A 14,281-nucleotide genomic window follows, 5' to 3' on the forward strand; every position below is an offset into this window, starting at 1 on the left:
TCCTGAGTAGTTATTATATTTTTTTGGCTGCTAACTGCTATTACGACTGCTGCGGCTCCTGCTCTTCGAACTTGAGCATATGGCCTAGCTTCGTTTTCTTCGTTCGCAAATATTTGCTGTTGCTTTGATTAGCTTCCATCTGAATGGGAACGCGTTCGACGACCTCGATGCCGTAGCCTTCGAGCCCTTTGATCTTACGCGGATTGTTCGTCAGCAGCTTCAGCTTGGAGATGCCAAGATCCTTCAATATTTGCGCGCCTATACCATAATCTCGCAAATCGGCAGGAAAGCCAAGCTTTATATTCGCATCGACCGTATCGAGCCCTTCTTCTTGAAGCGCATAAGCCTTCAGCTTATTAATGAGGCCGATGCCCCTGCCCTCTTGGCGCATATAGAGCAGTACGCCGCTTCCGGCCTCGTCGATCTGACGAAGCGCCGCATCAAGCTGAGGTCCGCAATCGCAGCGGTGGGAGTGGAACACGTCGCCGGTCAAGCACTCGGAATGCACCCGCACCAGAATGGGCTGAGTTGTATCGAGCTCGCCTTTCACAAGCGCAACATGCTCCTTGCTATCCATGATGTTCGTATAGGCGATAGCGCGGAAGATACCGAAGTCGGTAGGCATTTGCACGTCAACGATTCGCTCAACAAGCTTCTCCTTCTCATTCCGATATCGAATAAGCTCTTGAATCGTAATGAGCTTAAGCCCATGTTTCTCTTTGAAGATCTTCAAGTCCGGCAGCCGAGCCATCGTACCGTCTTCATTGATGACTTCGCAGATGACGCCGGCAGGCTTCGAGCCGCACAGAACCGCCAAATCAATGGCTGCCTCGGTATGACCGGCTCTGCGGAGGACGCCGCCTGGCTTCGCGATGAGCGGGAAAATATGTCCGGGACGGCGGAAGTCCGCCGCCTTCGCTGTCGGATCGATGAGCGCTCTGACAGAGAGCGAGCGTTCATATGCCGAGATGCCCGTCGTCGTCGAAGCGTGGTCGACAGACACCGTGAAAGCCGTTCCGTGGTAATCAGTGTTATGCGTTACCATCGGCGGCAGCTCTAGCTCCTCAGCCCTCTCCGGCGTAATCGGAACGCACACCAAGCCGCGAGCTTCCGTAATCATGAAGTTAATGACTTCCGGCGTTGCCATATCGGCCAAGGCGATTAAGTCGCCTTCATTCTCACGATCCTCGTCATCAACAACGATGATTGCTTTGCCCAGCTTCAAATCTTCCAGTGCTGCTTCTATTGTATCGAACGTATTCGAATTTGCATTACTGTTTGTCATCCTGCTTCCCTCCCCGGTGGTATCCAATCTATAAGAACAATCTTATTTTGTATAATTCATCTTTTACAGAAAACCGTTCTCCATAAGAAAAGCCGTCGATAGCTTTGACTTCGGCGCCTCGCTCTCCGGCTGCTTAAAGTGCAGCAGGTGATCGACGTATTTGCCAATGACATCACATTCGATATTAACCGATTCTCCCGGCTTCTTGTTCAGCAGTGCCGTTTCGCCAAGCGTATGCGGAATGATCGATACCGCGAATGTCTGGGCCGATGTGTCTACGACCGTTAAGCTAATGCCGTCAATCGTTATCGAGCCTTTCGGAATCACGTATCGCAGCGATGACGGATCATCCAGCTTAATACGAAATACGACCGCATTCGCATCTGTTTCACGCCCTATGATTTGGCCAGTGCCATCAATATGACCTTGCACAATATGACCGCCGAAGCGCGCGCCGGCTTGCATCGCTCGCTCTAGGTTTACAGCCTCTCCGGAACGCAGCGCATGCAGCGTAGAGCGTCTGAATGTCTCAGGCATAACATCGGCAGCGAAAGAGCCGCCGTCGTAATCGGTAACGGTCAAGCAAACGCCGTTAACCGAAATGCTGTCTCCAATCCGTACACCTTCTAGAACGCGTGCAGCACCGATGGATAACCGCATCGCTTCGCCTTGCTTCTTAACACCTTTCAGCTTGCCTACCTCTTCTATGAGTCCAGTGAACATCGTAGCCCTCCCCTCTATTCCACCTGAGCTGAGCGTTCGTTAACCCAATGAACTTGGATATACAGGATAGCCGGATACACAGATGTCCTCTCCCGCCATCTCTACGGATACGCGCTCCAGTTCAATCGCATCCGACATTTTCTCGAAGCCGTCGAACGTGAACGTTCCAGGCGAAGCAGCTCCGCCAATAATCTTAGCCGCATAATACAAAATAATTTTATCGATGAGACCCGCTTCCAGCATTGCGCCGTTCAGTGCACCGCCGCCCTCCAGCAGGATCGAACCAATCTCCAGCTCGCCGAGCTTCTTCATCGCCTCGCGAAGGTCAACTTTACTGCCTTCGCCGCAAGCAACGACCTCGACGCCTGCAGCCGCTAGCCCTTGTCGCTTGTCAGCATCCGCTTGCTCCGTAGTCAGGACGATCGTTCGCACCGATCGATCCGTAACAACCTTCGCTTCAAGCGGAAGACGCAGGGAAGAATCGACGATAATGCGGGTTGGGTGAATCGCAGGTACGGAAGCACGTGTCGTCAATGAAGGATCGTCAGCCAATACCGTTCCGATACCGACCATGATCGCTTCATGCTGATGGCGGAGCGTATGTACCTGCTCGCGTGCAACAGCTCCCGTTACCCAACGGCTATCGCCCGTCTTCGAGGCGATCTTGCCATCCAGCGTGCTCGCCGTCTTAAGAGTGACGAACGGCAGCTTCGATGTAATGTATTTATTAAACTTCTCATTCATAAGCTGTGATTCAGCCTCAAGCAAACCTACCGTTACTTCAATTCCCGCTTCGCGAAGCCGAGAGATGCCTCTGCCTGCAACCTGCGGGTTCGGATCTCCGCTTGCAACAACGACTCTTGCCGCCTTCGCATCGATAATACGTTCGCAGCATGGCGGCGTCTTGCCGAAGTGGCTGCATGGCTCCAGCGTTACGTAAACCGTAGCGCCTTCCGCTTCTTCGCCAGCCATTTGGAGAGCGTGTACTTCCGCATGGCCCGTACCCCGCTTCAGATGCGTGCCGATACCGATAATACGTCCTTCCTTGACGACGACACAGCCGACAACCGGATTAATACCCGTCTGACCTGATGCTTTGGCCGCCATTGTAAGCGCGAGCTGCATATAATATTCATCATTCAATACGTCCATGAACGCAAAAACACCCCCATCGGCATACTTAACGCCCCGGGGGTGATGATAGATGAATGAAGATAGCCATTGCGACAAATACCGTCTCACGAGCCAGAAGATACAAACATGCGAATTACAATCACCGTCGATTAACGATGGAATGTAATAAGCTTGCAGAAATCCCGTTCGAAATAAACCGCTTTTGCAGCGGTTCACGGTCATTACTAACGCTAATAAAACAAACCTATTTAGCTTGTGAAAGATAGCACAAACTAATAAGCATGAATGACGTAGCTGTCGCAAGCATCTCCTTCTCCCATCCAGACTATACTGTCGGTCCCGGATTCACACCAGGTCCACCGCTTCGTATCGAATGCTAATGCGTTATCGCGTTAACCATTCGATCCGAACCGGGTCACGGACTAACGAGCTGCGACAGGCCTGCGGTTGTCCGCTCCTGCCTTCGCCGCTCGATCACCGCCGGTTGGGAATTTCACCCTGCCCCGAAGGAAAGCTGCATAAAATAATTTATGATTAGTGAATAGTGAAGTCCTTTATACACTGAAGAAATATTACCACTAGCTTAATAAAAAAGCAAGATATCCGTCTAATTTGCTTGGAAATAAAACCGCCGTACCTCTCATTCAATGAGAAATACGGCGGAACTTCTAACAAGCGATTATTAAGAAGCCGTTACTTCGACCTTCTCCATTTTGTCTCCGCCTTTAAGCGCGTCAACAAACTCCATGCCTTTCGTTACTTTGCCGAATACCGTGTGACCGCCGTCAAGATGCGGCTGCGGCTGGTAGCAGATATAGAACTGGCTGCCGCCTGTGTTACGGCCGGCATGGGCCATAGCGAGCGTACCGCGCTCATGCTTGTTCGGGTTGATTTCACAGTTGATAGTGTAGCCTGGGCCGCCTGCGCCAGTACCGTTAGGGCATCCGCCTTGTGCGACGAAGCCAGGTATTACGCGGTGGAATGTAAGACCGTTATAGAACCCGTCGTTTGCAAGCTTCTCGAAGTTTGCTACTGTATTGGGAGCATCTTGGTCGAACAAATCCAAGTGGACTTCTCCGCCGCTTGCTAGTGTGATTTTTGCTTGTTTAGCCATTGCTGCATCTACCTCTCTTTTTCAACAGAATACTATAACGTTACCAATTTCAAGCTTATTTCGCAAGCGCTGATTTTTGCAGTCTTGCCGGAATCACGTCATTGCATACAATATTTTCGAGAGATTCGCGCTTAACGGCAAGGTCAGCCTCGCCGTCTTTCACGAATACGACTGCCGGACGACGGATACGGTTGTAGTTGCTTGCCATTGCATAGTTATATGCGCCTGTGCAGAATACAGCAAGCAGATCGCCGCTCTCTGCCCTTGGAAGCTCTAGATCCCAAATCAGCATGTCGCCGCTCTCGCAGCATTTGCCTGCAATCGAAACCATCTCTTCTTTCGCATCGTTAGCGCGGTTCGCCAAGATCGCTTCGTATTGCGATTGGTACAGCGCCGGGCGAGGGTTGTCCGTCATACCGCCGTCTACAGCGATATATTTGCGAACGCCAGGAATATGCTTGCTCGTGCCTACCGTATAAAGCGTAGTGCCTGCATCGCCAACCATACTGCGACCCGGCTCAACCCAGATCTCAGGCAGCGGGAATTCCGCTTCGGTGAACTTAGCTTTGATAGCGCCTGTAATCGCGCCTACGTATTCGCTGATCGGAAGCGGTGTATCGCCTTCCACGTAGCGGATGCCGAAGCCGCCGCCAAGGTTGATAACTTTGAACGTAAGGCCAAGCTCGGAACGAATCGCTACAGCAAAGTCTGCTACTTTGTCTACCGCCATGCGGAAGCCTTCAACTTCGAAGATCTGCGAACCGATGTGGGAATGAACGCCCAGCACCTCAAGGTTCGGCAATGCGATCGCTTGCTCAATCGCTTGCTTCGCAGCGCCGTTGCCAAGGTCGAAACCGAACTTCGAATCTTGTTGACCTGTCGAGATGTAGTCATGCGTATGTGCTTCAACGCCCGGCGTAATGCGAAGCAAAATGTTTACGGTTTTGCCTTTGTCCGCAGCCAGTGCGTTCAGAGTGTGCAATTCGATAAAGTTGTCGACAACGAAGCAACCGATGCCAGCGTCAAGCGCCATGTTGATCTCTTCATGCGTCTTGTTGTTGCCGTGGAAGTGAATGCGCTCCACCGGGAAGCCTGCTTGCAGAGCCGTATACAGCTCGCCGTCAGATACAACGTCAAGCGACAATCCTTCTTGTTCAGCGATAGCGCACATCGCCATTACACTGAACGCTTTGCTCGCATAAGCGACTTGAAACTTCAAGCCGGAAGCTTTGAACGCTTCAACATATTCCTTAGCGCGTTGACGAACGAGTGCTTCGTCCACGATATAAAGCGGTGTGCCGAATTTATTAGCAAGATCGGTTACGTCGCAACCGCCAATTTCTAGATGACCATTCGTGTTAATATTGCTAGTTCCATGCAAGTACATAGTTTCCCCTCGACTTTCTCTATCTGCACGCAGATAGACGGTTAATTTGCATCTATAGCAACAGTATATCGCAAACTAACCGCCGCCGAAATGGATAATTTCACATTTCATTTGCATTCTTTGTGAACCTACTTCGTCTTTGGCATTCTGTCTATTTGTTGCGGGTGCAATAGATTCGGGCGCGTCCGGTTATAGAGTACAGGCTGGCGAACGATGATGCTCCATAGCGCCTTCAGATCAAATGGTATAAACGGCCACATGTATGGGCGATTGAACGAACGCTCCAGCGTCAGCATAACAATAATCGCCGTAGTCGCAATGACGAAGCCCGGTACGCTGAATGCGGCAACCGCTATGATCAACACCAGCCTTACAATCCGATTGGCAAGTCCAAGCTCATAGCTCGGCGTCGCGAACATGCCGATGGCAGCAACCGCCATATAGAGGATAACCTCGTTGACGAATAAGCCGGTCTGTACCGCAATGTCGCCGATGAGAATAGCCGCGACTAATGACATAGCTGTTGCAAGCGAGGTCGGCGTATGGACAGATGCCATTCGCATGAGATCGACGCCGATCTCTGCCAACAAGAACTGGACGATGAGCGGAAGCTGGCCTGTTTTGTTCGGACCGATAAATTCTAGCGCAGCTGGCTTCATTTCAGGGTGCATAACGAACAGCAGCCACATCGGCAACAGGAACAACGAGGCGATGATTCCGATGAAACGAACCCACCGCAAGTAGGTACCGATAAACGGTGTCTGACGATTTTCCTCCGCATGCTGCATAAGGTCGAAGTAAGTCGTAGGCAGCGTCATCACGCTTGGCGATGTGTCGACGAAGACGGCGACAGCACCTTCCAATAAGTGAACCGATACCGTATCAGGCCGCTCCGAGTAACGAACGAGCGGGAACGGATTCCAGCCGCGCTTCACGGTTGCCTCCTCCAACTGCTTGTCCGCCAGCGGCAGACCGTCCAGCTTCACCATCGAAAACTTATCTTTGATCGACTTCACGAGCTTCGGATCGGCCAAATCGGCAATATAGGCAATACACACATCCGTTTTCGTCCGCTCGCCAAGCTGTAAAATCTCATATCGCAATTGAGGGTCTCGCAATCTTCTGCGAACGAGCGATACATTCGTCATGAGTGTTTCGACAAAACCGTCTCTCGATCCACGAACTACCTTCTCCAGCGACGGCTCCTCCGGGCCGCGTGACGGGAAGCTCTTCGCATCGATAATTAACGCCGCAGGCTCATCATCGATGAACAGCGCAGTTGCGCCCGACATCACACAGGTTAACATCTCGTTCCAATCCTTCTGCTTGACGACCTGCGCGGCAGGCACATACAAATTCAGAAAGGCGTAGAGTGCATCGCCGGACAAGTCATCGGGATGCAAATAGGTCAGTCTCTTCAGCACTTCAGTCAACAGCGTGTCCTTAACGAGTCCATTCATGAACAGAATCGCCGTTTTGCGTTCACCGAACGTCATCTCGCGCACGACGACGTCGAAGCTTGTTTTGTAACCAATCTCATTCTCAAGACGCGACAGAATATCATTCAGCTTATGCGGTATGGGATTTTCCTTCTTCTTATCATCCGAACCCGCTGAAACCTCATGGATTCGATTGCCCATTTGCGAATTAACGGATTGCTCTTCAGATTCGCCTGCCTGATGTGACTCCTCTTGCTTCTGCTCATCGGGCATTGACGCAATATGCTGCTCCACGCCTACTCCCTCTTGCTCGCTTCCTGGATGTTCGGAACGCGTATCCGACATGCTTCCTCACCTCTTCAAGATTATGTTAGAATTACCACTGAAATATAAGCCAATCGAACAATGAGCCTAAGGTCTTGCCAAGCACCATAGCCATGACGAGAGCGACCATATAGTCCGATAAGTTCATTCTTTTGGCTAGAATGGGCAGAACATTCATCACCTCTGTCAATGCCGCGGCGAGCATGCCGACGAACAGCCCGTCGAATAAGCCGGCGCCGCTTTGCAAGAGCAGCGGATGCCAGCCAAGCTCCCAATCCATGAAGTCTGCGAACGTCCAGTACATCGAACCGCTAATAACCGCAGTCTCGAACAGAATAGACAGTCGATATGCGTTCGCAAGCTGCGCAAGACGAGGAATGAGATCAATGACGATCAACAAAGCGACGAGTCCGCTGCCGACCGCCAGCCCGCCAGCCAGCCCCAGCAGCGCGATAAACACATTCGCCAGGACATCAGCCATCGCTTCCGCCCCGCGTCTGATCATAATCTGACTTCTTGCGCATCTCATCGGCAATGACGTAGGCGTTCACATTTTCCTGATACATATAGAGCTCGACTTCCAGCGGATTCGGTTCCTCATTGAACCTCTTGCGGAATAAATGGTTGAAGAAGAGAACCATCCCCAGCCCAATACCGAGCGAGTACGGAATTTGGAACCAAAGCGGATGCTCGATTTGCTTGCCGCTGATCAGCTCGACAATGCGAGTATGTACCTCCTTCATGCTGACATCCGTGTGGAAATTCATAATGGCAAGTCCTGCACCGAAGAAGAGCAGCAGCCAAGAGAGGATGAGCACGAAGATTCGCGGCTTCACCGGTTTCTCGGCGATCATCACGAGCACCTGAGGATCGCCATAGGCTTCCACCGACAACCCGGGGGCTGCTTCTCGGATTGCCTTGACGATCTGGAGAAGGTCGATGACGACCCGATTGCCGTCCGCCTTCTTATGCTCATACAGGATGAGCTGCTTAAGCGACTGTTCCGTCTCTGCGTCCGCCGCCAGCAGCCGAGCCGCTTGACCTAGCGTGACATGCTGCTCCGGGCGCATATAAATTCGTTTCTTGAGACGCAGATAGAGGAGCGAAGGCTTATTAGCTTCCATCTGTCATCTTCCCTTCTGTTAATTCCATGGTTTATGTTTCAAATATAGTATGAGAAAAGGCTGTTTCGGATACTCATGCTTAAACAGGTAATAAACGGAAAAAGACCAGTCCGCCCTATTGGGCGATCTGGTCTCGAATGGACTGTAATATTTTTTTCTCCAGGCGCGATACTTGCACTTGCGATATGCCTAGCCGGCTCGCGACCTCGGATTGCGTCTTGTCACGGTAATAGCGCAAGTATACGATGAGCCGCTCACGCTCGCTAAGTCCTTCAATCGCCTCGACGAGCGCCAGCTTATCGAACCATCGCTCCTGTGATTCGTCAGCGATCTGATCCATAAGCGTAATCGGGTCGCCGTCATTCTCGAACACCGTTTCATGTATCGAGGTGGGAGGCTTATTCGCCTCTTGGGCGAACACAACCTCCTCTGGCGTGATGCCGAGCCGTTCCGCCACTTCACTGATCGTTGGCAGACGGCCAAGCGTCTTAGACAGCTCATCCTTCATCTTCCGTACTTTGTTCGCTGTTTCCTTAAGCGATCTGCTCACCTTGAGCGTTCCGTCATCCCGCAGAAACCGCTGAATCTCGCCGATAATCATCGGCACCGCATAAGTAGAGAACTTAACATCATAGGACAAATCGAACTTATCTACCGACTTCAGCAAGCCGATGCAGCCGATCTGGAACAGATCCTCAGGTTCATATCCCCGATTAATAAACCGCTGCACAACCGACCACACAAGCCTTATATTGCAGTTAACCAGCGTATCTCTTGCAACTGTATCGCCCGACTGGCTTAATGCGATGAGCCGTTTAACCTCTGCATCATCCAAGTATGGCTGGGCCGTATGTTTCAAATCAGCTTCCATGAGGTTCAACCCCTATGCCCTAGTTGTAGAGCGCTTTTTTCGATTCGATTCGCTTCAGCATCGCAACGCGGGTTCCGCCGCCTGCCGTACTTGCAACCTCGAAGCGATCCATAAAGTTTTCCATAATAGTGAATCCCATACCTGAGCGCTCAAGCTCCGGCTTGGATGTATACAACGGCTGTCTTGCCAGCTCCAAATCTTCTATTCCACGGCCGTTATCCGTTACGGTAATCGATACGGAGTCGCCTTCGATCGTTGCCTCGATCGTTACCTGACAGGACGGATCGCTCTCATATCCGTGAATAATCGCATTGGTTACCGCTTCAGAGACAGCTGTCTTCAAATCGTTCAGTTCATCGAGTGTCGGGTCGAGCTGTGATACGAATGCTGCAACCGCGATCCGCGCGAAAGCTTCATTCTCCGACTTCGCACTAAAGGAAAGCGTCATTTCATTTGTTCCGGTCATGACACCACCTCCAAACTCGTAATGGCGGTACGTTCATTGTCGTGCATCGTTATTATTTTGAATATGCCCGACAACTCGAACAGCCGCTGCACATTCGGGTTGACGTCGCATACGACCATCTTGCCGCCTCGGCTCTTCACTTGCTTGTACCTGCCTAAGATGACGCCAAGACCAGAGCTGTCCATGAATTGCAGCTCCTTCAAGCTCAGAATAACGTGATCCGTCGTCCCGCGGGCAATCGCTTCCTCCATCTTAAATCTCACGACGTCAGCCGTATGATGGTCAAGCTCGCCTCGAAGACGTACGATCAGCATATTTCGGTAATGCTCCAACTCTGCTTGCAGACTCATTAAGCTGCTCATCTCCTTCATTTCGAGATAGAACAAGCAATTCTCCAAGAAGGCGGCCTTCTCCTGCATGCCGACAAAACTAGAAGCATACCGCTATGAGCTGACAAAAACCGCATAACTATTAAGTGTGAAACTTATACTTTCCTATATTTGAACGCTAGTCCGTTCGCTAACCGAACAACCCGTTGAACGAACGTCTGAACATTTTCCAGAAGCCTGCCTTGCCAACATCCTCCGGCGACTGGATCGGGAACTCCTTAAGCACCTGATCGCCCTGATACACAACAAGCTTGCCAATCGACTGGCCTTTCTGAATCGGGGCTTTAAGCGGTCCGTTCACGATCAGCTCGGAGCGAATATCGTTCGTGGCTGCGCCTTTCTTCAGCAAAACGCTGTAAGGGTGGGTTGCGACAAGCGGCAGCTCCTTCTGAGCGCCTTTCTCGATACGTACATTCCCGATGCTGTCGCCCTCTTTGACGAGATTGTGATTCATATATTGCGCGAAGCCGTAATCGAACATTTGCGATACTTCGGCATTTCTTGTTTTCGTAGTTGGTTCACCCATTACAACTGCAATGATTCGCAAATTATCGCGCTTAGCCGTTGCCGACAGGCAATATTTCGCTTCGCTCGTAAAGCCGGTCTTTAGCCCGTCAGCTCCGCTATAGAAGCGGACAAGCTTATTCGTGTTGACTAGCCAGAAAGGCTTCTCTGACGACTTGCGCAAGTAATCTTGATAGAGTCCTGTATACTTCGTAACCTCGGAATGCTTAAGGAGCTCCATCGACATGATCGCTATATCATGCGCAGACGAATAGTGATTCGCCACCGGAAGACCATTCGGATTAGCGAACATCGTATCCTTGAGTCCGAGCTGCTGCGCTCTCTCATTCATCATGGCGACGAATTGCTGCTCGGTTCCTGCCAGCTTCTCAGCCATCGCTACCGATGCATCGTTGCCTGAGGCAAGAGCGATGCCTTTAATCATCTCTTCAACCGACATTTCTTCGCCAGGCTCGAGGAAAATTTGCGATCCGCCCATAGAAGCCGCATATTCGCTCGTTTGCACTTTGTCGGTTAACTTAATTTTCCCGCTATCAAGCGCCTCCATAATGAGCAGCATCGTCATAATCTTCGTAATACTGGCCGGCGGAAGCTTGTCGTGACTATTTTTCTCGAAAATAACAGTGCCGCTCTCCGCATCCATCATAATCGCCGAGCGTGCTGATGGCGCTAGATCTACCTGCGGAGCTTGCCCAGCGGATTCAGATGCGGCAACCTGCTCAGGCGCAGGAGCCGGCTCCTCGGCAAATACAGCCCCCGGCAACGCGAGCGAAATGACAAGAACGAATATGAGCAATTTACTAGCTTTGTTTTTCAACGCTTATTCCTCCTAAATAGTTGACAGCGATTGCGGCCATTTTCGGCTATATTTTCCTCTACATTGTTGACCTAATCTTTGCAAATTATTCCAATCTATCCGTCGTTTGCCCCATAAAAAATAGAGCTGCACCTGAAAGTCTTCTCGACCTTCCGATACAGCTCCAGCTTAATTGATTAATTATACATAACGCTCGACTCCTGTAGACGTTACGACCGATAACAATAATTTACGTTGTTCAGGCTGCTTATCCGTAATCGAATAAGCATCTCGGACTCTAGCCGCAACTTCGTTCGCAGCATCATTATTCTCGCGAACATGAAGAACCGCAAGCGTATCTCCAGCTTGCACAGGATCGCCGACCTTCAGACGAAGCGTCAATCCAACCGCATAATCGATCTCCGCTTCCTTCGTCGCTCTGCCGGCGCCAAGCAGCATTGCCGCAAGACCCAGCTGTTCGGCTTCAATCGCGCTGATATAACCGGCAGCTCCGGCTTTCACTTCGACACGATGCGGAGCACTAGGCAGGCGCGAGAGATCGTCAGCTATGGTTTCGTCCCCGCCCTGCGCAGCTACGAACTGCTTAAACTTGGCTAACGCAGCTCCATTATGCAACTGAGCGCGAAGCATCTCCTTGGCCGATTCGACATCGCCCGCCTTACCGCCAAGAACGACCATATGAGCGCCTAATGTCAGACATAGCTCAGTCAAGTCGGCTGGTCCGCGGCCTTTCAACGTTTCGATCGACTCCGCTACTTCTAGCGCATTGCCAATCGCGTATCCGAGAGGCTGGTCCATATCGCTTATAATAGCTGCCGTATGACGGCCAACCTCCGTCCCGATCTCCACCATCGCTTGCGCGAGCTGCTCCGAATGCTCTAAAGTTTTCATGAATGCCCCGCTGCCTGTCTTCACGTCCAGCACGATCGCATCGGCGCCCGCCGCAATCTTCTTGCTCATAACCGAGCTGGCAATGAGCGGAATGGATTCGACAGTGCCTGTAACGTCTCTCAGCGCATACAGCTTCTTATCGGCAGGAGCCAAGTTGCCGCTCTGCCCAATGACCGACAGTCCGATATCATTGACTTGTGTCATGAACCTCTCGCGCGAAAGCTCCGTACGGAATCCATCGATTGACTCCAGCTTATCGATCGTACCGCCAGTATGCCCAAGACCTTTGCCGGACATCTTCGCGACCGGAATGCCAACTGAAGCGACAAGCGGCGCAATTATTAAGGTCGTCTTATCGCCGACGCCTCCTGTACTATGCTTGTCAACCTTCACGCCGCTAATAGGGCCGAGATCAACCTGATCGCCCGAATTCGCCATCGCCAGCGTAAGAGAAGCCGTCTCGCGCGGCGTCATTCCTCTAAAGAAAACAGCCATCGCCCAAGCGGACATTTGATAATCTGGAACATCCCCTCGGCAATAGCCGTCAATCAAATAAGTTAGTTCAGAAGCGGTAAGCTCTCCGCCGTCCCGCTTCTTATGGATAATATCTACTGCGCGCATAATTGCCTCCTCGTTCTCTGCGCATTAATTCGCTCTCGAAAGCGCGGCTTGCTCCCTCTGCACACGAATGATCATTTCGTCCAACCGCTGACTGAGCGTTATGACTTCACGGTGCAGGAAGGATTGCCTTAATAGCGCAGTTTCCACCATTTTGCTCCGCAATTGCTCCATTTGTAAGAGTAATTGCCTATTCTTATCCATCTCGTTCTCACTCCATCATTCAATGTTCATGGACATTATACGACGATTAAGCGAGCGAACACTGTCATATTAAGTCGATGTAAATGTGACAGTTGTGTTACATTTTTATTTCGTATTTATTACATTTTCCCGATAAGCGCTGTTACAAGTCCCAAAAACTGGTTCTTCACACGTTCCGTCGTTTCCATAACTTCCTCGTGCGACAACGGCTGGTCCAATATTCCGGCAGCCATGTTACTGATACAGGAAATACCGACTGTTTCGATGCCAGAATGGCGGGCAGCTATCACCTCGGCAACTGTCGACATTCCGACAGCATCTGCACCAATGATGCGCAGCATACGAATTTCGGCAGGCGTTTCGTACGTAGGACCAAGCAAGCCGGCATATACGCCTTCACGCAACGTCATCCCTTGCTCTGCCGCAATGTCTCTCGCGATTGCGCGCAGCCGTTTGCTGTACGCTTCAGACATATCTGGAAAACGAACGCCTAGCTCATTGTCGTTTGGACCGATGAGCGGGTTTTTGCCCGTTAAATTAATATGATCGGAGATCAGCATGAGATTGCCTGGATCGTAAGCCAAGTTCACGCCGCCGGCAGCATTCGTTACGAGCAATGATTTGACACCAAGCGCCTTCATGACTCGAACCGGGAATGCCGTTAACTCCGGACCGTAACCCTCATACATATGGAAGCGGCCGCGCATAAGGAGAACCGTTCTGCCTGACAGCGTTCCAATCAACAGCTCGCCTGCATGTCCTTCAACCGTCGAGATCGGAAAATGGGGAATATCGTGATAATCAATCGTCACCGGGTTTTCCAAATGATCGCCAAGCACACCTAATCCTGATCCCATGATAAGACCGATTTCCGGCTTAAGTGTCGTTCTGCTTTCAATAAATTCCGCTGCTTCTTTAATGTGCGCCGACGTCAATGCGTTCATCGTCTGTTCTCCCCATTCTATTGGTT

15 protein-coding genes and 1 riboswitch are annotated in these 14,281 nt (G+C 51.2%); all 15 genes read right to left on the bottom strand.

The window, feature by feature from the left end; translation table 11 throughout:
• Nucleotides 1-40 precede the first annotated feature (40 nt).
• The 15 genes from AC1DF0_RS14520 to AC1DF0_RS14590 all read right to left on the bottom strand — a co-directional run bounded on the left by AC1DF0_RS14520 (nt 41) and on the right by AC1DF0_RS14590 (nt 14,255).
• Nucleotides 41-1,285: a bifunctional 3,4-dihydroxy-2-butanone-4-phosphate synthase/GTP cyclohydrolase II gene (locus AC1DF0_RS14520; RefSeq protein WP_477574454.1), complete on the bottom strand. Its 1,245-nt coding sequence runs from the start codon at nt 1,283-1,285 to the stop codon at nt 41-43.
• 63 nt (nt 1,286-1,348) lie between these two features.
• On the bottom strand, nt 1,349-2,008 hold the full coding sequence (gene ribE / locus AC1DF0_RS14525; RefSeq protein ID WP_442050434.1) for a riboflavin synthase: 660 nt from the start codon (nt 2,006-2,008) through the stop codon (nt 1,349-1,351).
• A 39-nt stretch (nt 2,009-2,047) separates the two neighbouring features.
• On the bottom strand, nt 2,048-3,160 hold the full coding sequence (gene ribD, locus AC1DF0_RS14530; RefSeq protein WP_477574455.1) for a bifunctional diaminohydroxyphosphoribosylaminopyrimidine deaminase/5-amino-6-(5-phosphoribosylamino)uracil reductase RibD: 1,113 nt from the start codon (nt 3,158-3,160) through the stop codon (nt 2,048-2,050).
• A gap of 286 nt (nt 3,161-3,446) precedes the next feature.
• Nucleotides 3,447-3,657: riboswitch (FMN riboswitch) on the bottom strand.
• Nucleotides 3,658-3,824: 167 nt separating this feature from the next.
• Entirely contained in the window at nt 3,825-4,256 is a 432-nt protein-coding gene (locus tag AC1DF0_RS14535; RefSeq protein ID WP_442050436.1) for a peptidylprolyl isomerase, read from the bottom strand.
• 55 nt (nt 4,257-4,311) lie between these two features.
• Nucleotides 4,312-5,643: a diaminopimelate decarboxylase gene (gene lysA, locus AC1DF0_RS14540; protein WP_477574456.1), complete on the bottom strand. Its 1,332-nt coding sequence runs from the start codon at nt 5,641-5,643 to the stop codon at nt 4,312-4,314.
• A 128-nt stretch (nt 5,644-5,771) separates the two neighbouring features.
• Nucleotides 5,772-7,427 (bottom strand): spore germination protein, encoded by a 1,656-nt coding sequence (locus AC1DF0_RS14545; protein ID WP_442050438.1) that lies wholly within the window; start codon nt 7,425-7,427, stop codon nt 5,772-5,774.
• Nucleotides 7,428-7,458: 31 nt separating this feature from the next.
• A complete protein-coding gene (locus tag AC1DF0_RS14550) occupies nt 7,459-7,887 on the bottom strand; it encodes a stage V sporulation protein AB (protein WP_337101726.1) in 429 nt (142 codons plus the stop codon).
• Complete coding sequence (locus AC1DF0_RS14555; RefSeq protein WP_442050439.1) at nt 7,880-8,530, bottom strand: stage V sporulation protein AA; 651 nt, start codon at nt 8,528-8,530, stop codon at nt 7,880-7,882. The genes AC1DF0_RS14550 and AC1DF0_RS14555 overlap by 8 nt, the downstream gene beginning before the upstream one ends.
• 115 nt (nt 8,531-8,645) lie before the next feature.
• Nucleotides 8,646-9,401, bottom strand: coding sequence for an RNA polymerase sporulation sigma factor SigF (gene sigF, locus AC1DF0_RS14560; protein WP_337101724.1), 756 nt, complete (start codon nt 9,399-9,401; stop codon nt 8,646-8,648).
• Between the two features lie 19 nt (nt 9,402-9,420).
• Nucleotides 9,421-9,867, bottom strand: a complete 447-nt coding sequence (spoIIAB, locus tag AC1DF0_RS14565) for an anti-sigma F factor (protein WP_442050440.1) — start codon at nt 9,865-9,867, stop codon at nt 9,421-9,423.
• Complete coding sequence (spoIIAA, locus tag AC1DF0_RS14570) at nt 9,864-10,217, bottom strand: anti-sigma F factor antagonist (RefSeq protein WP_442050464.1); 354 nt, start codon at nt 10,215-10,217, stop codon at nt 9,864-9,866. Before spoIIAA ends, spoIIAB begins: the two co-directional genes overlap by 4 nt.
• Before the next feature lie 169 nt (nt 10,218-10,386).
• Nucleotides 10,387-11,598 (bottom strand): D-alanyl-D-alanine carboxypeptidase family protein, encoded by a 1,212-nt coding sequence (locus AC1DF0_RS14575; protein ID WP_442050441.1) that lies wholly within the window; start codon nt 11,596-11,598, stop codon nt 10,387-10,389.
• 180 nt (nt 11,599-11,778) lie between these two features.
• Entirely contained in the window at nt 11,779-13,110 is a 1,332-nt protein-coding gene (locus AC1DF0_RS14580) for a pyrimidine-nucleoside phosphorylase (protein ID WP_442050442.1), read from the bottom strand.
• 24 nt (nt 13,111-13,134) lie between these two features.
• Nucleotides 13,135-13,311, bottom strand: a complete 177-nt coding sequence (locus AC1DF0_RS14585; RefSeq protein ID WP_475821518.1) for a Spo0E family sporulation regulatory protein-aspartic acid phosphatase — start codon at nt 13,309-13,311, stop codon at nt 13,135-13,137.
• 119 nt (nt 13,312-13,430) lie between these two features.
• A complete protein-coding gene (locus tag AC1DF0_RS14590) occupies nt 13,431-14,255 on the bottom strand; it encodes a purine-nucleoside phosphorylase (protein WP_442050444.1) in 825 nt (274 codons plus the stop codon).
• Nucleotides 14,256-14,281 lie beyond the last annotated feature (26 nt).

This window comes from Paenibacillus sp. 05T425, from assembly GCF_056396205.1.

Excerpts from the sequence above, each read along its gene's own strand:
- AC1DF0_RS14520 (WP_477574454.1), bottom strand. The coding sequence starts at position 1,285 with ATGACAAACAGTAATGCAAATTCGAATACGTTCGATACAATAGAAGCA.
- ribE (WP_442050434.1), bottom strand. The coding sequence starts at position 2,008 with ATGTTCACTGGACTCATAGAAGAGGTAGGCAAGCTGAAAGGTGTTAAG.
- ribD (WP_477574455.1), bottom strand. The coding sequence starts at position 3,160 with ATGGACGTATTGAATGATGAATATTATATGCAGCTCGCGCTTACAATG.
- AC1DF0_RS14535 (WP_442050436.1), bottom strand. The coding sequence starts at position 4,256 with ATGGCTAAACAAGCAAAAATCACACTAGCAAGCGGCGGAGAAGTCCAC.
- lysA (WP_477574456.1), bottom strand. The coding sequence starts at position 5,643 with ATGTACTTGCATGGAACTAGCAATATTAACACGAATGGTCATCTAGAA.
- AC1DF0_RS14545 (WP_442050438.1), bottom strand. The coding sequence starts at position 7,427 with ATGTCGGATACGCGTTCCGAACATCCAGGAAGCGAGCAAGAGGGAGTA.
- AC1DF0_RS14550 (WP_337101726.1), bottom strand. The coding sequence starts at position 7,887 with ATGGCTGATGTCCTGGCGAATGTGTTTATCGCGCTGCTGGGGCTGGCT.
- AC1DF0_RS14555 (WP_442050439.1), bottom strand. The coding sequence starts at position 8,530 with ATGGAAGCTAATAAGCCTTCGCTCCTCTATCTGCGTCTCAAGAAACGA.
- sigF (WP_337101724.1), bottom strand. The coding sequence starts at position 9,401 with ATGGAAGCTGATTTGAAACATACGGCCCAGCCATACTTGGATGATGCA.
- spoIIAB (WP_442050440.1), bottom strand. The coding sequence starts at position 9,867 with ATGACCGGAACAAATGAAATGACGCTTTCCTTTAGTGCGAAGTCGGAG.
- spoIIAA (WP_442050464.1), bottom strand. The coding sequence starts at position 10,217 with ATGAGTCTGCAAGCAGAGTTGGAGCATTACCGAAATATGCTGATCGTA.
- AC1DF0_RS14580 (WP_442050442.1), bottom strand. The coding sequence starts at position 13,110 with ATGCGCGCAGTAGATATTATCCATAAGAAGCGGGACGGCGGAGAGCTT.
- AC1DF0_RS14585 (WP_475821518.1), bottom strand. The coding sequence starts at position 13,311 with ATGGATAAGAATAGGCAATTACTCTTACAAATGGAGCAATTGCGGAGC.
- AC1DF0_RS14590 (WP_442050444.1), bottom strand. The coding sequence starts at position 14,255 with ATGAACGCATTGACGTCGGCGCACATTAAAGAAGCAGCGGAATTTATT.